Annotated in this window: 17 protein-coding genes; 7 read left to right on the top strand and 10 right to left on the bottom strand. The window is 67.5% G+C overall.

The window, feature by feature from the left end:
* A partial coding sequence (locus RLN94_RS21045) for an aminotransferase class IV (protein WP_350169552.1) occupies positions 1-559 on the bottom strand: 559 nt, incomplete at its 3' end.
* 170 nt (positions 560-729) lie between these two features.
* Between RLN94_RS21045 and RLN94_RS21040 the strand changes: the two genes are divergently transcribed.
* From RLN94_RS21040 to RLN94_RS21015, 6 genes are all read left to right on the top strand, one after another.
* Complete coding sequence (locus RLN94_RS21040) at positions 730-1,227, top strand: MarR family winged helix-turn-helix transcriptional regulator (protein ID WP_350132663.1); 498 nt, start codon at positions 730-732, stop codon at positions 1,225-1,227.
* Positions 1,224-1,925, top strand: coding sequence for a response regulator (locus RLN94_RS21035; protein WP_300893485.1), 702 nt, complete (start codon positions 1,224-1,226; stop codon positions 1,923-1,925). Before RLN94_RS21040 ends, RLN94_RS21035 begins: the two co-directional genes overlap by 4 nt.
* A gap of 137 nt (positions 1,926-2,062) precedes the next feature.
* On the top strand, positions 2,063-3,538 hold the full coding sequence (locus RLN94_RS21030) for an NAD-dependent succinate-semialdehyde dehydrogenase (protein WP_350132660.1): 1,476 nt from the start codon (positions 2,063-2,065) through the stop codon (positions 3,536-3,538).
* A gap of 152 nt (positions 3,539-3,690) precedes the next feature.
* A complete protein-coding gene (locus tag RLN94_RS21025) occupies positions 3,691-4,227 on the top strand; it encodes an RNA polymerase sigma factor (protein WP_350132658.1) in 537 nt (178 codons plus the stop codon).
* Entirely contained in the window at positions 4,224-6,173 is a 1,950-nt protein-coding gene (locus RLN94_RS21020) for a vWA domain-containing protein (protein WP_350132656.1), read from the top strand. The genes RLN94_RS21025 and RLN94_RS21020 overlap by 4 nt, the downstream gene beginning before the upstream one ends.
* 191 nt (positions 6,174-6,364) lie before the next feature.
* Complete coding sequence (locus RLN94_RS21015) at positions 6,365-7,597, top strand: META domain-containing protein (protein ID WP_350132654.1); 1,233 nt, start codon at positions 6,365-6,367, stop codon at positions 7,595-7,597.
* A gap of 74 nt (positions 7,598-7,671) precedes the next feature.
* Here the strand turns inward: RLN94_RS21015 and RLN94_RS21010 are convergent, their stop codons facing one another.
* The 5 genes from RLN94_RS21010 to RLN94_RS20990 all read right to left on the bottom strand — a co-directional run bounded on the left by RLN94_RS21010 (position 7,672) and on the right by RLN94_RS20990 (position 13,099).
* Positions 7,672-8,139 (bottom strand): Hsp20 family protein, encoded by a 468-nt coding sequence (locus RLN94_RS21010; protein WP_350132652.1) that lies wholly within the window; start codon positions 8,137-8,139, stop codon positions 7,672-7,674.
* A 119-nt stretch (positions 8,140-8,258) separates the two neighbouring features.
* On the bottom strand, positions 8,259-9,071 hold the full coding sequence (locus RLN94_RS21005; protein WP_350132650.1) for a trypsin-like serine peptidase: 813 nt from the start codon (positions 9,069-9,071) through the stop codon (positions 8,259-8,261).
* Positions 9,072-9,125: 54 nt separating this feature from the next.
* A complete protein-coding gene (gene glcF, locus RLN94_RS21000) occupies positions 9,126-10,448 on the bottom strand; it encodes a glycolate oxidase subunit GlcF (RefSeq protein ID WP_350132648.1) in 1,323 nt (440 codons plus the stop codon).
* Positions 10,445-11,590: a glycolate oxidase subunit GlcE gene (gene glcE / locus RLN94_RS20995; protein ID WP_350132675.1), complete on the bottom strand. Its 1,146-nt coding sequence runs from the start codon at positions 11,588-11,590 to the stop codon at positions 10,445-10,447. Before glcE ends, glcF begins: the two co-directional genes overlap by 4 nt.
* A gap of 69 nt (positions 11,591-11,659) precedes the next feature.
* Positions 11,660-13,099, bottom strand: a complete 1,440-nt coding sequence (locus RLN94_RS20990) for an FAD-linked oxidase C-terminal domain-containing protein (protein WP_350132646.1) — start codon at positions 13,097-13,099, stop codon at positions 11,660-11,662.
* Positions 13,100-13,237: 138 nt separating this feature from the next.
* Between RLN94_RS20990 and RLN94_RS20985 the strand changes: the two genes are divergently transcribed.
* Positions 13,238-13,594, top strand: coding sequence for a hypothetical protein (locus RLN94_RS20985; protein ID WP_350132644.1), 357 nt, complete (start codon positions 13,238-13,240; stop codon positions 13,592-13,594).
* Positions 13,595-13,598: 4 nt separating this feature from the next.
* Here RLN94_RS20985 and RLN94_RS20980 read toward each other — a convergent pair whose 3' ends face one another.
* From RLN94_RS20980 to RLN94_RS20965, 4 genes are read right to left on the bottom strand one after another with little or no spacing between them, the layout of a single operon-like run.
* Positions 13,599-15,647 carry a hypothetical protein gene (locus tag RLN94_RS20980; protein ID WP_350169548.1) on the bottom strand — a complete coding sequence of 683 codons (2,049 nt, stop codon included), beginning with the start codon at positions 15,645-15,647 and terminating at the stop codon, positions 13,599-13,601.
* A complete protein-coding gene (locus RLN94_RS20975) occupies positions 15,644-18,394 on the bottom strand; it encodes a DUF4159 domain-containing protein (RefSeq protein WP_350132640.1) in 2,751 nt (916 codons plus the stop codon). Before RLN94_RS20975 ends, RLN94_RS20980 begins: the two co-directional genes overlap by 4 nt.
* Positions 18,391-19,269 carry a DUF58 domain-containing protein gene (locus RLN94_RS20970; protein ID WP_350132638.1) on the bottom strand — a complete coding sequence of 293 codons (879 nt, stop codon included), beginning with the start codon at positions 19,267-19,269 and terminating at the stop codon, positions 18,391-18,393. The genes RLN94_RS20975 and RLN94_RS20970 overlap by 4 nt, the downstream gene beginning before the upstream one ends.
* A complete protein-coding gene (locus RLN94_RS20965; RefSeq protein WP_350169546.1) occupies positions 19,266-20,273 on the bottom strand; it encodes an AAA family ATPase in 1,008 nt (335 codons plus the stop codon). Before RLN94_RS20965 ends, RLN94_RS20970 begins: the two co-directional genes overlap by 4 nt.
* Positions 20,274-20,300 lie beyond the last annotated feature (27 nt).

The raw sequence follows: 20,300 nt of genomic DNA, 5'->3' as shown, positions 1-20,300 counted from the left end.
CGCGGTAGTCGAACATCATCGCGTCGGAGCAGCCTTTCGCCTCGGCCGCGTGTTTCGACAGGGTGCAGATCATGTAGAGGCCGGCGGCCTTGGCGTGACAGGGGATGGTTTCCGGGCTCGGGCGTTTCCACTTGGAGATGTCGAGCTTGGCGCCCTTCATCTTGGCGTCACCGTAATAGGCGCCCCATTCCCAGGCGGCGATGGCGAGGCGCACCGGGTTGCGGGCGGAGGCGACACCCATGTCGGGGCCGGCCCCGCGCCATGCGACGGCGCGCACGTAGGCGTCGGTCAGGCCGTTTGCCTTGAGCACCTCGGCCTTTGCGGCCTCGATCTCGTCGACGGTGAAGGGGATCTCGAAATCGAGCTGTCCGGCGGAATAGTGCAGGCGCTCGGAATGCTCGCGGCTTCTGAAGATCTTGCCGTTATAGGCGCGCTCGCCCTCGAATACCGAACTGGCGTAATGCAGCGCGTGGGTCAGGATGTGTACATTCGCATCGCGCCAGTCGGCGAGCGTGCCATCCATCCAGATTTGTCCGTCGCGATCATCGTAGCCAGCCATCTTCGGTCTCCTCGTTCTAGGCCCGCGTTTCCATTTGTTGCGTTACTTACGTCCGGTCCGGACATAAAGTTGCGTGGAAACTGCGATTCGCTACCAGTTTGATCTTGGAATGTCAACAAAGCTGACATAATGTCGGTGGCGGAATGCGGAATTTGTGATTTGGAGGGGCCATGCCGGACGTTCAGGGCGGTGAAAACCTGCTGTTTCTGACCGACGAGCAACTTCGCCAGGGGATCGAGGCGATGTTCTTTGCCTATCGCGGCTTCACCGCCGATCCCGACCGGATCCTGGCGACGATGGATTACGGGCGGGCACATCACCGGGCGCTGCACTTCATCGCGCGGAGCCCCGGCACGACGGTCAACAACCTGCTTGGCATTCTCGGCGTGACCAAGCAATCTCTGAACCGGGTGCTGCGCACGCTGATCGAGAACGGGCTGGTGGAAAGCCGGATCGGGGCCACCGACAAGCGTGAGCGGAACCTGTTCCTGACGGAGGACGGGGTCGCGTTGGAGCGGAAGATTTCGGATGCGCAGAGGGCGCGTATGCGGGCGGCCTATCGTGCGGCGGGGCCGGAGGCGGTGGCCGGGTTCCGGCAGGTGCTCGAGGCGATGATGGAGCCGGAGTTGCGCAAGATGTATTACCGAATCCGGGAGAACGGCGCATGAGCGAGCCGGCGCCGCACCTGCTGATCGTGGATGACGACGAGCGCATTCGCGGGCTGCTGCGCAAGTTCCTTGCGCGGCACGGGTTCCTGGTGTCGGCGGCGCGGGATGCGGCACATGCGCGGCGGATCCTGTCGGGGCTGGAATTCGACATGATCGTGCTCGACGTGATGATGCCGGGCGAGGATGGCGTGGCGCTGACGAAGGCGCTGCGCGAGACGATCCTGACGCCGATCCTGCTTTTGACCGCGAAGGGCGAGACCGAGGACCGGATCAAGGGGCTCGAGGCGGGGGCGGACGATTACCTTGCCAAGCCGTTCGAGCCGAAGGAGCTGTTGCTGCGGATCAACGCGATCCTGCGGCGGATGCCGGCGGCGCCGGCCGAGACGATGGCGCCGAAGGTTCTGCAACTGGGCGCCGTGCGGTTCGATATCGAGCGATCGGAGCTGTTGCGGGGGGAGGAGCCGGTGCGGCTGACCGCGACGGAGGTGCAGCTCATGCGAATTTTCTCGGAACATCTGCGCGAGCCGGTGAGCCGGGCGAAGCTGGTCGAGGACCTGGGCCGGGACAAGGGGCAGGCGCAGGAGCGGGCGGTCGACGTGCAGATCACGCGGCTGCGGCGGAAGATCGAGACCGACCCGAAGCAGCCGCGTTACCTTCAGACGGTGCGGGGCGAAGGGTATATGCTGGCCCCGGACTGAAGCGGCGGGATTTCGAGTATTTCCGGAAAGATGAAAGGCGGGGCGGTGCCTTGCCGGGAGCGGGGGCCGGGTGATCTGGACATTCCGGCCGGCAAGTGGTTTGCCTTTGGTCAACCATTTTCCGGGAGGACCGACTGATGCCTGATACGACGAACCTGAAATCCCTGTTGAAAGATCCCAGCCTCGTGGCCGAGCAGGCCTATGCCGGCGGCGAGTGGGTCGATGGCGACGACGGCACGTTCGAGGTGACCAACCCGGCCCGCGGCGACGTGATCGCCAACGTGGCCGACATGAGCCGGGCGCAGGTGGCCAAGGCCATCGAGGCCGCCGGCAAGGCGCAGAAGGAATGGGCGCAGTGGACCGGCAAGGAGCGTGCCACCGTGCTGCGCAAGTGGTTCGACCTGATGATGGAGAACCAGGAGGACCTGGGCATCATCCTGACCGCCGAGCAGGGCAAGCCCCTGGCCGAGGCCAAGGGCGAGATCGCCTATGGCGCGTCGTTCATAGAGTTCTTCGCCGAGGAGGCCAAGCGCATCTATGGCGAGACCATTCCGGGCCATCAGCGCGACAAGCGGATCACGGTGATCAAGCAGCCCATCGGCGTGGCCGCGTCGATCACGCCGTGGAACTTCCCGAACGCGATGATCACCCGCAAGGCCGGGCCGGCGCTGGCCGCGGGCTGTGCCTTCGTGGGCCGTCCGGCGGCCGAGACGCCGCTTTCGGCCACCGCGATGGGCGTTCTCGCCGAGCGGGCGGGGATTCCCAAGGGGGTGTTCAGCATCGTCACCTCGTCGAGCTCGTCCGAGATCGGCAAGGAGTTCTGCGAGAACCCGGTGGTGCGCAAGCTGACCTTTACCGGTTCGACCGAGGTGGGGCGCATCCTGCTGCGGCAGGCCGCCGACCAGGTGATGAAATGCTCGATGGAGCTGGGCGGGAACGCGCCGTTCATCGTGTTCGACGATGCCGATCTCGACGCCGCCGTCGAGGGCGCGATCATGTGCAAGTTCCGCAACAACGGGCAGACCTGTGTCTGTGCCAACCGGATCTACGTGCAGGCCGGTGTGTATGAGGCCTTTGCCGAGAAGCTGAAGGCGGCGGTCGAGAAGCTGAAGATCGGCGACGGTCTGGAAGAGGGCACCACGCTTGGCCCGCTGATCAACGGTGATGCCATCGAGAAGGTGCAGGAGCATGTGGCCGACGCAACCTCGAAGGGGGCCAACGTGCTGATGGGCGGCGGCGACCCGATGGAGGGGCAGGGCTATTTCCTGCCGCCGACGATCCTGACCGGCGTGACGCAGGACATGGTGGTCAGCAAGGACGAGACCTTCGGCCCGCTGGCGCCGCTCTTCAAGTTCGATACGGTCGATGACGTGATCGAGATGGCCAATGACACGATCTTTGGCCTGGCCAGCTATTTCTACGCCAAGGATATGAGCCGCGTCACCAAGGTGGCCGAGGCGCTGGAATACGGGATCGTGGGCGTGAACACCGGCATCATCTCGACCGAGGTGGCGCCGTTCGGCGGGGTCAAGCAATCGGGCCTCGGCCGCGAGGGCAGCCATCACGGGATCGACGAGTTTCTCGAGATGAAATATATCTGCGCCTCGGTCTGAGGCGGGGTAACAGTCAGGACGGAACGCCCTCGCAGACACTGCGGGGGCGTTTCTTCGTGAGGGGTTGATGTGTCCTCCCAGAAAATCCTCAAAAAATCTTTCGGGTCCGCCAAGGATTGACCAATCCCGCGCGTCCAACAAACGTGATGCGCATGGAAACAAGTGATGAAAGCCTTGCAAGGGCCGCGGCGGGAGGGGACAGGCACGCCTTCACCCTGCTGCTCGAGCGGCATTACGACAGGGTTTTCCGGCTGGCGTTCCGCCTGACCGGGGCCGCGGCGGAGGCCGAGGACCTGACGCAGGATGTCTGCGCGGCGCTGCCCTCGCGGTTGCAGGGGTTTCGCGGCGAGGCACAGTTCGGCACCTGGCTGTGGCGGGTGGTGGTCAACGCCGCCCATGACCGGCGGCGCAAGGCCGCGACACGGGCGCGCCACGCCGAGGGCTGGGGCGACTGGGAAGTGAACCGGCGCGCCGCCCAGGACGAGGCGGCGGAGGCGGTTGACTGGCTGACACAGGCGATGCGGGCGCTGCCGGAAGAGCTGCGCGACACGCTGGCGCTGGTGCTGGACGATCTCAGCCATGACGAGGCGGCCGAGGTTCTGGGCGTGGCGCCCGGCACGGTGAGCTGGCGCATCTCGGAGTCGAAGAAGCGGTTGCGCGCACAGCGCGAGAAAGAGGATCAGGCATGACCGACGACCTCGACGATCTGAAGCAGGCGATGCAGGCCGCCACCCCCGCGCCCGACGCGGGCCGGAAGGCTGCGAACTTCACCATCGCGCAGGATAATTTCGACCGGCTCCAAGAAAGCCGGGCGGGGGTGCGTCTTACCTCTGATCGCCCTGGGAGGGGCTGGTTCAGAGGAGTAGCAAGAATGATAACGACACAACTTTCGTCGCGCGGGATGATGTCGGCGACTACCGCCTTGGTGGCGCTGGGCCTTGTCGTGGTGGTGCCCGACTGGCAGGCCGGGCGTGACATGTTCCGGCCGGGGCCGATGGTGCAGAAGACCGTGGCGACCGAGGAAGACCGGGCGCGGCAGGCGCAGGAGGCCGTGGGCGGGCTGGCCGAGATGGAAGCGGCCGAGTCGCTGGCCGCCGACGACATGGCAGGCGCCGCCCCGCCCAGCCCGGCGCCGCGGATGCAGGCCGCGCCGACCGAGGCGTTGCGCGGCTTTGCCGCCGAGACGCTGAACAACACCGCACCGGCCGGGCAGCGGGATGTGCTGATCCGCCCCGAGAACAATACGGAGGCGTATGCCCATGCCGAGCCCAACACGCTGAAGGTGACGGCGGAGGATCCGGTGTCGACCTTTTCGATCGACGTGGATACGGCCTCCTATGCCGTGGTGCGGTCCTCGCTGATCGGGGGCGTGATGCCGCCGCACGAGGCGGTGCGGATCGAGGAGATGATCAACTATTTCCCCTATGATTACGCTGCACCGGTTGAGGGCGAGGCGCCGTTCCGGTCGACCGTGAGCGTGACCGACACGCCGTGGAACCCCGACACGCAGCTTGTGCATATCGGCATCCAGGGCGAGTTGCCGGCGGTCGAGGATCGGCCGCCGCTGAACCTTGTCTTCCTGATCGATACTTCGGGATCGATGGAGCATCCCGACAAGCTGCCGCTGCTGAAGCAGTCGCTGGCGCTGATGCTATCGAAGCTGTCGGCGCAGGACCAGGTGTCGATCGTGACTTATGCCGGCAGTGCTGGGCAGGTGCTGGAACCGACCTCGGCGGCCGAGCGGGATACCATCCTGGGTGCGCTCGACAACCTGAGCGCCGGGGGCAATACCGCCGGGCAGGAGGGGCTGCAGCAGGCCTATGCCGTGGCCGAGGGCATGACCGAGGAGGGCGAGGTGAGCCGCGTGATCCTGGCGACCGATGGTGATTTCAACGTCGGCATCAGCGACCCGGACGAGCTGGAGCGCTACATCGCCGGCAAGCGGGAGAGTGGCACCTACCTGTCGGTTCTGGGTTTCGGGCGCGGCAATCTCGACGATGCGGTGATGCAGTCGCTGGCGCAGAACGGGAACGGGCAGGCGGCCTATATCGACACGCTGTCGGAGGCGCAGAAAGTGCTGGTGGACCAGTTCACCGGGGCGCTCTACCCGATTGCCGATGACGTCAAGATACAGGTGGAGTTCAACCCCGGTGTCGTCGCCGAGTACCGGTTGATCGGGTACGAGACGCGGGCGCTGAACCGGGATGATTTCAACAACGACTCGGTCGATGCCGGCGACATCGGCGCGGGCCATTCGGTGACGGCGATCTACGAGGTGACGCTGGTCGACTCCGACGGACGGCTGACCGATCCGCTGCGCTATGGCGATGCAGAGACGCAGAGCACGAGCGACGAGCTGGGCTATCTCAAGCTGCGCTACAAGGCCCCGGGCGAGGAGACGAGCCAGTTGATCGAGACGCCGATCGTGGCGGGGGGCGAGACCACCGACGACATGCGCTTTGCCGCCGCGATTGCCGGGTTCGGGCAGATCCTGCAGGACAGCCCCTACCTGAACGGCTGGAGCTATGAGGACGCCATCGCGCTGGCAAACTCTGCCAAGGGAGAGGATGCCTATGGCTACCGCGCCGAGGCGGTGCGGCTGATGCGGCTGGCGCAGAGCCTCGACCGGGACTGAGACAAGGGCCATATCGAGCAGCATCTGGCCCTCGTGGCAAGGCGGTGTAGCTCCGCCGTCTTGCCACCCCCGCGCGCGCCACTGTCCCGGCGCGCGCGGTTTCTTGCGAACGGACAATGGAACGGCCTTCGTCTTCAGGGGTTCAAGGCCTAGGTGGTAATTATGGAAATGATCCCTGTTGGAGATGTCACATGGTGCGATTTGCCCTGTCCCTTTTTCTTGCTCTGGTGCTGAGCCTGCCGGCGGGTGCGCAGGAGGGCGGCCGGACGATCTCTGGCCAGTTGAGTTACCTGCAACGGATCGCCCTGCCCGAGGGGGCGGAGGTGGTCGTCGAGGTGAAAGGCGCGCTTGATGCGACGCTGGGCGAAAGCCGGTTCACGACGGACGGACAACAGGTGCCGATGCCGTTCGAGGTGGAGGTGCCGGCCGGGCTGAGCGGGACGCTGACCGCGATGGTCCGGGTCGATGGCGATCCGATGTGGCTGGCGCAAGGCATTCGTGTCGGCGCGGGGGCCGAGGATGTCGACCTGGGCGACGTGAGGCTGCGGCAATACACGCCGCTGGCCTTCACCTCGTATTTCTCCTGCGGCGAGACGAGCGTGGAGTTCGGGCTGGTCGACGATACCCCCACCCTTCGGGTTGGCGGGCAGGATTACGCGATGGAGGAGGCCCCGGCCGAGGAAGGGTCGCGCTACGTGGCGCAGGCTGATCCGGAGGTGACCTTCTGGTCGCAGGGCACCGAGGCGACCCTGACGCTGGGATCGGAGCCGGAGCCCGGCTGTGCCAAGGTCGAGCATACCCCCGAGCCTTATACCGCCGTGGGCAACGAGCCCGGCTGGTACGTGACCATCGGCGAAGGCGAGGCCGAGCTCGTGGCCGATTACGGCGATCTGCAGCTGACCACCCCCCGGCCCGAGGTGGAGGTCGAAACCGGCGCCTATGTCCTCAACATGCCCGATATCGAGGCGCGGCTGCGGCTGGAGGAGGAAATCTGTCACGACGACGCCACCGGCATGCCCTATCCGCACCGCGCCGCGCTGGCGCTGGACGGGCAGGAGATGCGCGGCTGTGGCGGCGATGCCGCGAGCCTGCTGACCGGGGCGGAATGGCAGATCGAGGATGTCGGCGAGATGGGCATCATCGACAACTCGAACATCACCATCAGCTTTGACGCCGATGGCCGGGTGTCGGGCCGCACCGGGTGCAACCGGTTCTCGGGCATCTACATGCTGGATGGCGAAGGGCTGGGCTTCGGCCAGATGGCGGCGACGATGATGGGCTGCCCCGAGGCGATGATGACGCAGGAACAGCGGGTGCTGGACGCGTTGCAGCACGTGGTGCGGTTCGACATCGACGAGACCGGCGCGCTGCTGTTGATCGGGCCGGCGGGCGAGACGCTGCTGACGGCGCGGCGGCCGGCATGAAAAACCCGGCCGGGATGACCGGCCGGGCAAACATCTTGCGATCGGTGGCCGGGCGTTGCGCCCGGCCGGATCCCTTAGTTGACGGTTTCCGCGTCGACCACGTCTTTCCGGACCGAGTCGCCGCTGGCGATGGCGATGCGGCGCGGTTTCAGTGCTTCGGGCACTTCGCGGACAAGGTCGATATGCAGCATGCCGTCGGCATGGGACGCGCCGGTGACGCGCACGTGATCGGCAAGCTGGAACTTGCGCTCGAACGCGCGGGTCGCGATGCCGCGATGCAGGAAGCTGCGCTGGCTGTCATCCTCGGCCTTGCGGGCCGACACGACAAGCGCGCCGTCCTTGACTTCGACCATCAGGTCGTCGGCGGCAAAGCCGGCAACGGCGATCGAGATGCGATAGGCATCATCGGCGGTCTTCTCGATGTTGTAGGGGGGGTAGGTCGGTTGGTTGATGTCGGCGGCAAGTACGCGGTCCATCATGTCGGCGATCTGGTCGAACCCGACGGTTGCACGGTAAAGCGGTGCAAGATCGAAGTTACGCATGGGTCATCCTCCTTTGAGCGATCCCGTATGTGAATGCCTTCCCATCGGGACAGGCAGTGATATCACCGGCCCGCTTGGCGGCGCCGGTGCCGTTTATCTGGGAAAGTCTTCGGAGGATTTCAAGAGCCGCCGGGCTTGGCGAACTTCGCCCCGGTATCGCGGCGTTCGCCCAGGGTCGACATTTGCGGCGCGCCGGGTTGGAAGAACCCTTCTCCGGCATCCAGTGCGCTCTTGAGGTCGTGCAGGGGCTGGGTGAGCTGCGTGCCGAGAGAGACCTTGCGCCCCTCGACCTGCGCCATGGCCGAGACCACGGAGACGACACGGGGCTGGCCCGAGGTGAAGCTGAAGATCGGCGCGCCCGAGGCGCCGAAATCGACGTCGCAGGACATGATCAGCACGCCCTGCTGGCGTGCGACCACGTCGCAGATTTCCTGCAGCGACGGCGCCTCTGACCGGTCGCGGGCATAGGAGACGATGCCGATCTCCTGCCCCTTGTGCGGACGCTCGTCGGTCAGGAAGGGCACGACCTGGGTGTTCTGGATGGGGTGGAACAGCTCGAGCAGGGCCACGTCGTTGCGAACCCGGTCGGCCGAGACGGCATCCTCGAAGACGTAATCGGGATGCGGCACCGCCCGGCGGATCTTGCGGTAGGCCGAGGCGCGGCCGTTGCGCCAGCCGGCGAGGAAGTCGATGCGGGCATGATCGACGCGGTCGCCGGTGGTCTTGTCGTAGAGGCAATGCGCCGCCGTCAGCACGAGATCGGGCGCGATCAGCGCCCCGGTGCAGAAGCCGCGCCCGTCGATGTCGAGCCGACCGACCGCTTCCCACCCGCGGCCGTCATCGCCGGTGTCGAGCCGTTTGAGGCGGGTGTCGGCCAGCGCCGTGCCGACCGTCAGAACCAGGATGATAAGCGCCGCGACAGGTCTGAACATTGCCCCTCCGATTGGTGTTGTTTCGGAGGTGGCTAGCAATCCATTTGGGCCAAATTAGGGCGTGCCGCGCAGGTTCGGAACAGGTGTGTCGGCGTCGTCCAGGGCGGGCGGTTTCGGCCCGCCGGTGGCCCAGTCGAGCAGTTCCACGGTATGCACGACGGGCACCTCCGTGCCGCTGCCGATCTGCATCATGCAGCCGATATTGCCGGCGGCGATGATGTCGGGTTTCTTCGCTTCCAGCGTGCGCACCTTGCGGTCTTTGAGCTGCTTGGAAATGGCCGGCTGCATCAGGTTGTAGGTGCCCGCGCTGCCGCAGCAGAGATGGCTGTCGGCGGGTTCCGACACGGTGAAACCGGCCCGCTTTAGCAGGTCTTTCGGGTAGGACTTGATCTTCTGCCCGTGCTGAAGGGAGCAGGCGGCGTGGTAGGCCACGTTGATGCCCCTGTCCGGCCCCTCCGGTATATCGAGCGTCATCAGCAGTTCCGAGACGTCCATGGCGATATCCGAGACCCTTGCGGCATCCTCGGCCAGGGCTTCCTGCCGGAACATGTGGCCGTAATCCTTGACCGTGGTGCCGCAACCGGAGGTGTTGATGACGATGGCGTCGAGCCCGTCGCCATCCATCTCCGCCGCCCAGGCGCGGATGTTCTTCGCGGCGGTGGCGTGGCTCTCTTTCGTCTTGCCCATGTGATGGGTCAGCGCCCCGCAACAGCCGGCCCCCTCGGCCACGACAACCTCACAGCCCAACCGCGTGAGCAGGCGGATCGTGGCATCGTTGATGTCGGTGTTAAGCGCCCGTTGCGCACAGCCCGTCATCAGCGCCACGCGCTTGCGACGCTCGCCTTCTGCGGCAAAGGTCTGGGGGTCGTCATTGCGGCTGACGGGCGGGATGCGTTTCGGCGCCATCTCGAGCATCGCCTTGAGCCGTGCATCGGGCATCAGCCGCGCAAAAGGCCGCCCGATCTTGGCGCCCAGCAGCGCAAGGCGGAAGCGGGTCGGGTAGGGCAGGATCCTCGCCAGCGTCCAGCGAAGCGCCCGCTCGTAGAGCGGCCGCTGGTAGCGCTCCTCGATATATTCCCGCGCGTGGTCGACAAGGTGCATGTAATGCACGCCCGAGGGGCAGGTCGTCATGCAGGCGAGGCAGGAGAGGCACCGGTCGATATGCTTGACGGTCTTCTCGTCGGGCTGCCGGTCGTTTTCCAGCATGTCCTTGATCAGGTAAATGCGGCCGCGCGGGCTGTCGAGCTCGTCGCCCAGAACCTGGTATGTGGGGCAGGTGGCGGTGCAGAACCCGCAGTGGACACAGGCCCGCAGGATCTGGTTCGAACGGGCGGTGGCCGGGTCCTGAAGCTGGGCCTCGGTGAATTCGGTCTTCATTCGGCTGCCTCGTTTGCCTGGGCCATGAGGCCGGGGTTGAGCAGGCCCTTCGGGTCGAACCGCTTGCGCAGGCATTCCTGCAAGGCGGCGACGGGGGGCGCGAGCGGCTGGAACACGCCGCCGCCGCGCGTGCCGCGGATCAGGGTGGCGTGGCCGCCGGTCTCGGCAATGGCGGTGCGGATGTTGGGGCCGGCGGTGCCCTTGGGCACGCGCAGCCAGATCAGCCCGCCGCCCCAGTCATAGAGCGCCTCGGCGCCGCCGATGCGGGCCACGAGGCCCGGCGCATCGGTGGGTTTGACCGAAAGGCGCCAGATGTCGCCGTCCGTGCCGTGAAAGGGCTGCACATCGCGGATGGCGCGCCATGTGGCTTTCGTGCTGTCCGGGTCGGTGTCGATGGTGAACTCGCCGAACGCGGCCAGCACCTTCCGGAGTTCCCCCGCGCGGTAGGCGACCGAGGCCTCGGTGCCTTCGATGCGGATCATGGTACGTGGCGCGCCCTCTGGCCCCGCCTGCATATGCGCGGCCCCGGTCACCTCGTAGGGCGACCCCAGCGCGCGGCAAAGCGCGGCGATGGCAGTTTCGTCATCCAGCCCCTCGCAGGAAAGCGAGCCTGTTACCTGTGTCTTCGGCAGCACCTTCAGCGCCACCTCCGTCAGGATGCCCAGCGTGCCGTAACTGCCCGCCATCAGCTTGACGAGGTCATAGCCGGTGACGTTCTTCATCACCCGCCCGCCGTTCCGGATCACCTCGCCCCGTCCGTCGACGAAACGCACGCCCAGCAGGAAATCCCGCGCAGCCCCGCACTGGATGCGCCGGGGGCCCGAGACGTTGGCGGCGAAGACGCCGCCGATGGTCGGTTCTCCCTCGGTGCCCAGAAGGCCGCGATGATCCATCGGCTCGAAGGCCAGCCGCTGCCCCTCGGCCGCCAGCGCCGCCTCGATCTCGGCCAGCGGCGTGCCCGCCTTCGCGACCAGCGTCAGGGCGCCCGGCTCGTAGAGGTCGATGCCCGACAGCCCCGCGGTGGTCAGCGGCGCCCCGTTCACCCGCACCCCGATCGGCCGCGTGCCGCCGCCGCGGATGCGCAGCGGCTCGCTCGTGTCACGCACGATCCCGGCCAGCTCGGCCTCTGTCTCGGGTCTCAGATCTTTCATTGTTCCAAAAATACTCCGGGGTGAGCCCCGGATCCTGTCCGGGGCGAGGGGCAGCGCCCCTTACTCGGCGGCGATCCTGTGCGCGTCGGACGCGGCCAGCGGGAACACCTTGGCGGGGTTCAGCAGCCATTTCGGGTCGAACACGTCCTTCACGGCCATCTGCATGGCAAGGTCCCTTTCGCCATATTGATGCGCCATCAGGTCGCGCTTCTCGATGCCGACGCCGTGCTCGCCCGTCAGGCAGCCGCCCACCTCGACGCACAGCTTGAGGATCTCGGCGCCGAATGCCTCGCAGGTTTCGAGGTCGCCGGGCTTGTTGGCGTCGAAAAGGATCAACGGGTGCATGTTGCCATCGCCCGCGTGGAACACGTTGGCGACGTCGAGGCCGAACTCCTTCGACATCTCGCCGATGCGTTTGAGCACGTAAGGCAGTTGGCTGACCGGGATCGTGCCGTCGAGGCACATGTAATCGTTGATGTTGCCCATCGCGCCGAAGGCCGACTTGCGGCCCAGCCAGATCTTGGCGCTTTCCTCGGCCGAGCCGCTCTGGCGCAGTTCCACCGGGTCGTGGGTGCGGGCGATGCCCATGATGGTCTCGAGCTGTTCGTCGATCTCGGCCTCGCTGCCCTCGACCTCGACGATCAGCAGCGCCTCGCAATCGGGATAGCCGGCCTGGGCAAAATCCTCGGTGGCGCGGATGCAGGGGCGGTCCATGAACTCGATCGCCACGGGCAGGACACCGGCCTTGATGATGTCGGAAACACAGGCGCCCGCCACCTCGTTCGAATCGAAGCCGATCAGCACGGGCCGCGCGCCCTCGGGCTTGTGCAGGATGCGCAGGGTGGCCTCGGTCACGACGCCAAGCTGACCCTCGGAACCGCAGATCAGGCCGAGCAGGTCATAGCCCTCGGCGTCGAGATGCGCGCCGCCCAGTTCGATCACCGTGCCATCCATCAGCACCATGGTCACGCCCAGCAGGTTGTTGGTGGTCACGCCATACTTCAGGCAATGCGCCCCACCCGAGTTCATCGCGATGTTGCCCGCGATGGCGCAGGCGAGTTGGCTCGAGGGGTCGGGGGCGTAGAAATACCCGTCCTCCTCGACCGCGCCGGTGACGGACAGGTTGGTGCGGCCCGATTGCACGCGGATGAAGCGGTTGTCGTAATCGGTTTCGATCACGTCGTTGAGGCGGGCCACGCCGAGGATCACGCTGTCTTCGGTCGGAAGCGCCCCGCCGGCAAGCGATGTGCCCGAGCCGCGCGGCACCACCGGCACGCCCATCTCGTGGCAGATGCGCAGCACGTCCGAGACCTCCTGCGTCGTCGAGGGCAGGACCGCGGCCAAGGGCGGGCACTTGTAGGCCGTCAGCGCGTCGCATTCATAGGCGCGGGTTTCGGCGGGATCGGAGATGACGGCGTCGGCGGGCAGAATGTCCAGCAGGCGGGCGACAAGGTCGGCCTTCCTGGACAGGATGTCCGGATTGGGGGCGGGCATTTCCATGGGGACCTCCTCAATTGGTAAAGTAATATAACCAATTGCCGGGTTCGGCAAGGTCGGGCGTTTGGCCAAAAGGTCGCGCCGATCGCACACAAGGATGTGACCGCCTGACATACGATTCGGACCTAAGGTTGCCGCATGATGATGCGGTGGATTCTCCTGATCGCCTGTCTTGGCGCCGGCTCGGCTCTTGCCGGGGAACCGGTGGTCAAAGGCGTGACTGTCGAAAAGGTCGGCATGCTGTGGAACGTGCATGTGACGCTCGAACATGCCGATACCGGCTGGGATCATTATGCAGATGGCTGGGAAGTGCTCGACAAGGAGGGCAACCGGCTGGCCTATCGCGAGCTGATGCATCCGCATGTGAAGGAGCAGCCCTTCACGCGCTCGATCAGCGGCGTCGTCATCCCTGACGGGACGCGCGAGATCTTCATCAAGCCGCGTTGCTCTGTCCATGGCTGGGCCGAGACGCTGACGCGGGTCGAACTGTCGCCCTGAGCGCCTAGCGCCGCCCTTCCCTGAGCCAACCGCCGAGGATCAACGCCGCCGCCAGCGCCAGCACCAGCCATGCGGGCAGGAGCGGCAGCTGTGTGACGGCCCGGGTCTCGTAGGCGCCGCGCGGAGTGATCCCTATCCAGCCGCGCCCGGCGGCAGGCCGGCCTTCGCGCACCTCGCGGATGCGGGGCAGGCCATCGGCCAGTGCCAGCGCGCCGCCGCCGGTGGTGTCGATCACCTCGGACAGGGGCTCGGCGCTGGCGATGGTTTCCTCGAACTCCACCGGCGAGGCGGGGCCGAGGCCGATGACGGCGGTATGTTCGCCATTCTCGAGCCGGTAGAGGCCGATCTCGGGGCCGTCGAAGAGGGTCTCGAACCGGCCGGGTGACACCTCTTCCAGTTCCATCTCCATCACTTCGCCCGAGGGGGTGGTGATGGTGACCGGCCCGACGGTTTCCGACAGCGAGCGGCGGATGATGCGCATCTGCTGGCCGGTGGCCTCGGCCCAGAGCGCCTCTTCCTCCAGTTCCGGCTCCTTCATCATCCAGTGGGCGAGGCGGCGGAGCAGTTCGAGCTGTGGCCCGCCCCCCTCGAACCCGCGGTTCCAGAGCCAGGCGTGATCGGAGCCGAGCAGCGCCACGCGCCCTTCGCCGACCCGGTCGAGCACCAGAAGCGGGCTGTCATCGGCGCCGGTCATGACCACGTCGCCGTTGGGCTCGGTCAGTTCGATCTGGCGCATCCAGCTTCCCCAGCCATCATCGGTTTCGGGCTCCAGCCCGGCGGTGACCGGGTGGCGCTGGCCGAGGTCGGTGACCTGCGGACGGTAGCGGCGTTCGATGACCCGCGCCGTGGGGCGGGCGGGCATGACCGATTCCAGCGGTGTACGATACAGGCTGTCGGCGCTGGCGAAATCGGGGCCGGCGGCGATCAGCACCGCGCCGCCGGTTTCGACGTAGTCGCGCACGTTGTCGAGGTAGATCGACGGCAGGATGCCGCGCCGCTTGTAGCGGTCGAAGATGATCAGGTCGAAATCCTCGATCTTCTCGAGGAACAGCTCGCGCGTCGGGAAAGCGATCAGGGACAGTTCCCGCACCGGCACGCCGTCCTGCTTTTCGGGCAGGCGGAGAATGGTGAAATGCACGAGGTCGACCGAGCTGTCGGATTTCAGCAGGTTGCGCCATGTGCGCCCGCCCGGGTGCGGTTCGCCCGAGACCAGCAACACGGAAAGCCGGTCGCGCACGCCGTTGATCTGCACCAGCGCGGTGTTGTTGCGGTCGGTCAGTTCGCCCTCGGCCTCGGGCGTGGAGAATTGCAGCACGTTGCGCCCGCCATGGGGCAGGGTCAGCGGCAGGTCGATCTCCTGCCCGAGGGGCACCTGGTAGCGCTGCGGTTCGGCGCCGTCGATCGAGATGTCGATCGGCACGGTTCTCACGCCCTCGGGCGCGGCGCCGTCATCGTCGACCCGCAGGGTCATGGTGATCTCTTCGCCGAGGATGCCGAAGGCGGGGGCGTTGTCGACGGTCAGCTTGCGGTCCCAGTCCTCTTCCCGGCCGGTGTGCAGCAGGTGCAGCGGCGCGGGCAGGTTCGGGGCGCGGTCGAGGTCGTGCAGGCGGCCGTCCGAGAGCAGTATAGCGCCGGCGACGCGGCCGCTGGGCTCCTCGGCCAGCGCCTCGGACAGGGCGGTCATCAGTTGCGTGCCGGAATTGTCGGCGCCGTCCGGCACGGTGATGCGGCGGACCTCGGTGTTCTCGCGGGCTTGTAGCCGCGTGGCGAGAGATTCGGCGGCCTCCGTCGTCGTGGTTGCGCGGTCGGCGAGGCGCTGGCTGGCCGACTGGTCCTCGACCAGCAGGACGATATCGGTCAGCGGGTCACGCTCTTCCTGCTGGTAGGCCGGGCCGGTGAGCGCGGCGATCACCACCAGCGCCGCCAACGCGCGCAGGGGCCAGCCCGAAAGGCCGCGCAGGAGGGCCAGGGCGATGCCGGCGATGGCGATGCCGCCCAGGCAGGCGATCAGCCACCATGGCAGCAGCGGGTCGAAGACGATGGAACCGGTCATTGGCCAAGCCTGTCAAGCAGGGCGGGCACGTGCACCTGGTCGGATTTGTAGTTGCCCGTCAGCACGTGCATCACGAGGTTGACGCCGAAGCGGTAGGCCAGTTCGCGCTGCCGCTCGCCGGCATACCCGCGGCCCACGGGGAACATCGGCGCGCCGGTCTCGTCCATCGCCCAGGCCGCCGCCCAGTCGTTGCCGCCGATCACCACCGGGGTGACGTTGTCGTTGAGGTTGCGGAAGGGCATGCCCTCGACCTTCTCGGCATCGGCGGGGGCGGCCTCGACCCAGACGCCGCGGCCAGAGAAGCGGCCGGGGAAATCCTGAAGCAGGTAGAAGGTTCGGGTGAGCACGTGATCCTCGGGAATGGGTTCGAGCGGCGGGATGTCGAGCGGGCGGGCCAGGCGTTGCAACTTCTGCCCGTTGGGCGAGGAGGCGCCGAAGCCCGCGACGTTGGCGTCGCGGGTGTCGAACAGGATCATGCCGCCGGTACGCAGGTATTCGTTGAGCTTCACATAGGCCTCGGCGGTGGGGATCGGCTGGTCGGGGGTGACCGGCCAGTAGAGCAGCGGGTAGAGCGCGAGGTCATCCTCCTCGAGGTTGACGCCGATGGGCTGCGACGGTTCGACCGAGGTGCGGAAGTAGAGGGTTTCGCCAAGGCCGCGGAGGCCGGCATGAGCGGCCTCGTCAAGCTGGCTGTTGCCGGTCAGGACATGGGCCAGCACGACCTCGGAGGCGGCGGCGAGCGCCTTGTCCTGTTCCTGTGCCTCGCCCTGTTGGGGCAGGGCCATCAAGGCCGCGAGGATCAGCGCCGCGCGGGCGGGCATCAGCCGGCCGGAAAGGGCGAGAGAGGCGAGGATATCGGCCATCAGCAGCACCAGCGCCGCCGCCAGAAGCCAGCCGCCCAGCGGCGCCTCGGGCGGACGGGCGAGGCCCCTGACGGGGACATTGGCGGGCCATGTGGCGGGGCTGAGCGTGGTGTCTTCGTTGACGACATTGAGCGCGAGCCGCCGGTCCGGCCCTTCGTAGAGGCCGGGGCGGAGGTTGGGGCCGATCGGGTCGGTGATCAGGGTCTCGCCATCGACGCCGGGCAGGGTATCGGCGTCATTGAGCGTACCGAACCCGTCGAGCACCTCGATCGGCTGCCACGTCGTGCCCTGCATTTCCGACAGGTCGGGCAGGGCCACGGCGGAGGAGACAGCGAGGCGTTCGAGCATCTGAACGAAGAGGCCCGAAAGCGGCAGGGTGGACCATTCGGCGTTGGCGGTGACGTGGAACAGCACCACCTGCCCCGCGCCGATGCGCTTGCGGGTCACGAGCGGTGTGCCGTCGGTGAGCTGGGCGATGACGCGGGAGGCGAGCGTGGGGTCGGGCTGGGCCATGACCTGGGCCGAGACGGTGACATCGTCGCTGATCTCAAGGCCGAAGAAGGGGCTTTCCTCGGGGAAGGGGGCCAGCGACTTGGGCTCGCCCCAGCTCATCGCGCCGCCGACGGTGCGGCCCCCGGCGCGCAGGCGGACGGGCATGAGCGGTGCTTCCTCGTCGCGGGAGACGTCGCTGGCAGCGAGGCGCGGGCCGGCGAAGCGGAGGAGCAGGCCGCCGCCTTCCGCCCATTCGAGGAGTTCGGCCTGTTCGGCGCCGGAGAGGGTGGCGACATCGGCCAGCACGATCACGTCGGGGTTGGCGGGCAGTATGTCGATCAGCGCGCCGTCGAGGATGTCGGCGGAGGGAATCAATGCCTGTTCGAGGTAATGCAGCGGCGAGAGCAGTTCGAGGCCTTCGCGGTCTTCCCGCCCGGCGATGAGCGCTATCTCGCGGCGGCGCAGGCTGTCATCGGTCAGGGTGACGGCGCCGGCGTGGCGCTGGCCGGCGATCTCGAACCGGGTGAGGCGGGCGCGCAGTTCGGCGGGGATGGAAAGCTCGCCCGTGGCGGTGATGGCGTCGGCCTCGAAGGTGAGGGGCATGGTGGCCAGCATCCGGGGCGTGCCGGAGGGGTCGCGGCCATGCGCCTCGACGGTGACCTCGCGCGGGGTGCCGGCGCGGGCGCGGGTGGCGGTGAGCTGCACGGCGCCGTCGATGACGGTGGCGGGGGCAAGGGCGATCACCGGGGCGGGGCTTTCGTAGACGGTGACGGGGCCGTGGGATTGCAGTTCCGACAGGAGTTGGTCGCGCCCCTCTCGGGCCAGCCCGTCGGAGAACCAGCGCGTCTCGAAATCCTCCTCGCCCAGCATGGCGGCGGCTTCGGCCATGGTGCCCGGCGTCGCCTCCCACGCGGACGGGGCGAGGCCCGAGAGGCGGCTGCGCCAGGTCTCGGCGGCCTGGAAGTTGGGGGCCTGCGGTTCGGTCAGGCGGAGGATGGCGACCGGGCGGGTTTCGCGGCCCGCTTCGGCCAGCATGGCGTCGAGCAGGTCTTCCTGTGCCGGCCAGTCGCGAGCGGCGGCCCAAGAGCCGTCTAGCACGATCAGCAGCGGGCCGGTGGCGGCCTGTTCGCCGTCGTCCTGCGGGTTCAGGACGGGGCCGGCAAGGCCGACGATCAGCGCGGCGACGGCCAGCATCCGCAGCAGGAGAAGCCACCACGGGGTGCGGTCGGTGACGGTGTCGTCGTCGGACAGGCCCAGCAGCAGCGCAACGCCCGGGAAGCGGCGGCGGATCGGGGCGGGGGGCACGGCGCGGAGCAGAATCCACAGGATCGGCAGGGCCGCGAGCGCCAGGAGGAGCCACGGGGCGGTGAAGCCGATGGGGCCCAGCATCATCGTGACGGCCCCCCGTCGAAGGCGCGGAACAGCCAGAGCAGCGCGGATTGCGCGCTGTCGGAGGTGTGGTGGAGGCCATATTGCCAGCCGGTCGTGGCGCAGAGCGATTGCAGCTCGGCCTTCCGCCGGGCGAGGCGGGCAAGGTAGCGGTCGCGCAGCTCGGAAGCCTTGAGGGTTTCATGGGCCAGCGTGCCGCCGACGCTCTCAAAGATGGTGCGGCCGCGGTAGGGGAACGCCTCTTCCGCGGGGTCGAGCACCTGCAGCAGAACGCCCTGAACGCCGCGGTCGGCTGCGCTTGTCAGGGCGGTGCGGGCGGCGGCGATGTCGCCCATGAAATCGGAGATGAAGAGCGCCCGGCCATGGGGCAGCATGCCGGTGCTTTGCGGGTGGCCGTAATCGTCGGCGCCGTCCTTGACCAGGGCCTCGGCCAGACGCATCATCTGGGCCTCGCCGCGCCTTGGCGGGAGGTCTGCCCCGGCCAGCCCGACACGTTCGCCGGCCCGGTTCAGAAGGATCGCCACGGCCAGCGCCAGAAGGCGGGCGCGGTCTGATTTCTCGGCATATTTCGGGTCGGAGGCGAAGCGCATGGAGGCGGCGGCGTCGACCCAGATCACCACGCTCTGGGCGATCTGCCACTCGTGCTGGCGGACGAATTGCGCATCGGACCGGGCCGAGCGGCGCCAGTCGATATAGCGGCGTTCATCGCCCGCCTGAACGGGGCGGTATTGCCAGAAATCGTCGCCCAGCCCGGCGCGGCGGCGGCCGTGTTCGCCCAGTAACACGGTGCCCGCCAGGTGCTCCGCCCGTGCAAGAAGCGGGGGGAGGCGGGCCGCCTCGTGTTCGGCCCGCGCGCGAAGGGGGGCGACGTTGGTCAAGCGGCGGCCTCGATCCGGGTGACGTCGGCCACGGTGTCGGCGATCAGCCCGTCGAGGCTTTCGCCGCTGGCGCGGGCGGCGAAGGTGAGGGCCATGCGGTGGGTGAGCACCGGCTGGGCCATTGCCGCCACGTCGTCGGCATCCGGCGCGAGGCGGCCCTGCAGCATGGCGCGGGCGCGGACGGTGAGCATCAGGGCCTGTGCCGCACGCGGGCCGGGGCCCCAGGCGACGGTGTTGCGCACGGTCTCGGACGCTGTTGCATCGTCGGGCCGGAAGGCGCGGACGAGGTCGAGAATCATCTCCATCACCCGTTCGCCCACGGGCATCCGGCGCAGCAGGGTCTGGGCCGCGATCAGCTCTTCGGGGGTGAAGACCTGATGCGCCCTGGCCTCTTCCGCGCCGGTGGTGGCGAGAAGGATGTCACGCTCGGTGTCGCGGTCGGGGTATTTCACGTCGATCTGCACGAGGAAGCGGTCGAGCTGGGCCTCGGGAAGGGGGTAGGTGCCCTCCTGCTCGATGGGGTTCTGGGTGGCCAGCACGTGGAAGGGCGGGGCGAGCGGGCGGTCTTCGCCGGCGACGGTGACCTGCCTTTCCTGCATGGCCTGAAGGAGAGCCGACTGGGTCCGGGGGCTGGCGCGGTTGATCTCGTCGGCCATCAGGTGCTGGCAGAAGACCGGGCCGGCGATGAACTTGAAGCCGCGGCTGCCGTCGGCGCCGGTTTCCAGAACCTCTGAGCCGAGGATGTCGGAGGGCATCAGGTCGGGGGTGAACTGGATGCGGTTGCTGTCGAGGCCCATGACGGTGGCCAGCGTTTCCACCAGCCGTGTCTTGCCCAGCCCCGGCAGGCCGATCAGCAGGCCGTGGCCGCCGCAGAGCAGTGCCGAAAGCGCGAGGTCGACGACCCGGGGCTGTCCGATGAACCGGTGGGTGATCGAGGCGCGCGCCTCGGCCAGCTTGGCCTCGAGCGTCTCGATTCCCTGGACCAGATCGGCATCATCTGACATGGCAAAACTCCTGTGCAGGCTATATCC

The sequence above is a fragment of the Roseovarius sp. genome (assembly GCF_040223625.1).
In the GTDB taxonomy this organism is placed as follows: Bacteria; Pseudomonadota; Alphaproteobacteria; order Rhodobacterales; family Rhodobacteraceae; genus Roseovarius.
Note: the sequence above shows the minus strand (reverse complement) of the source record. Positions and strands in the feature narration are given on the sequence as shown.

Coding starts and splice junctions, on each gene's coding strand:
- RLN94_RS20985 (WP_350132644.1), top strand. CDS start 13,238: ATGATGCGGTGGATTCTCCTGATCGCCTGTCTTGGCGCCGGCTCGGCT.
- RLN94_RS20990 (WP_350132646.1), bottom strand. CDS start 13,099: ATGGAAATGCCCGCCCCCAATCCGGACATCCTGTCCAGGAAGGCCGAC.
- RLN94_RS21040 (WP_350132663.1), top strand. CDS start 730: ATGCCGGACGTTCAGGGCGGTGAAAACCTGCTGTTTCTGACCGACGAG.
- RLN94_RS20975 (WP_350132640.1), bottom strand. CDS start 18,394: ATGATGCTGGGCCCCATCGGCTTCACCGCCCCGTGGCTCCTCCTGGCG.
- RLN94_RS21025 (WP_350132658.1), top strand. CDS start 3,691: ATGGAAACAAGTGATGAAAGCCTTGCAAGGGCCGCGGCGGGAGGGGAC.
- RLN94_RS20965 (WP_350169546.1), bottom strand. CDS start 20,273: ATGTCAGATGATGCCGATCTGGTCCAGGGAATCGAGACGCTCGAGGCC.
- RLN94_RS20980 (WP_350169548.1), bottom strand. CDS start 15,647: ATGACCGGTTCCATCGTCTTCGACCCGCTGCTGCCATGGTGGCTGATC.
- RLN94_RS21015 (WP_350132654.1), top strand. CDS start 6,365: ATGGTGCGATTTGCCCTGTCCCTTTTTCTTGCTCTGGTGCTGAGCCTG.
- RLN94_RS21005 (WP_350132650.1), bottom strand. CDS start 9,071: ATGTTCAGACCTGTCGCGGCGCTTATCATCCTGGTTCTGACGGTCGGC.
- RLN94_RS21030 (WP_350132660.1), top strand. CDS start 2,063: ATGCCTGATACGACGAACCTGAAATCCCTGTTGAAAGATCCCAGCCTC.
- glcF (WP_350132648.1), bottom strand. CDS start 10,448: ATGAAGACCGAATTCACCGAGGCCCAGCTTCAGGACCCGGCCACCGCC.
- RLN94_RS21035 (WP_300893485.1), top strand. CDS start 1,224: ATGAGCGAGCCGGCGCCGCACCTGCTGATCGTGGATGACGACGAGCGC.
- RLN94_RS21010 (WP_350132652.1), bottom strand. CDS start 8,139: ATGCGTAACTTCGATCTTGCACCGCTTTACCGTGCAACCGTCGGGTTC.
- RLN94_RS21020 (WP_350132656.1), top strand. CDS start 4,224: ATGACCGACGACCTCGACGATCTGAAGCAGGCGATGCAGGCCGCCACC.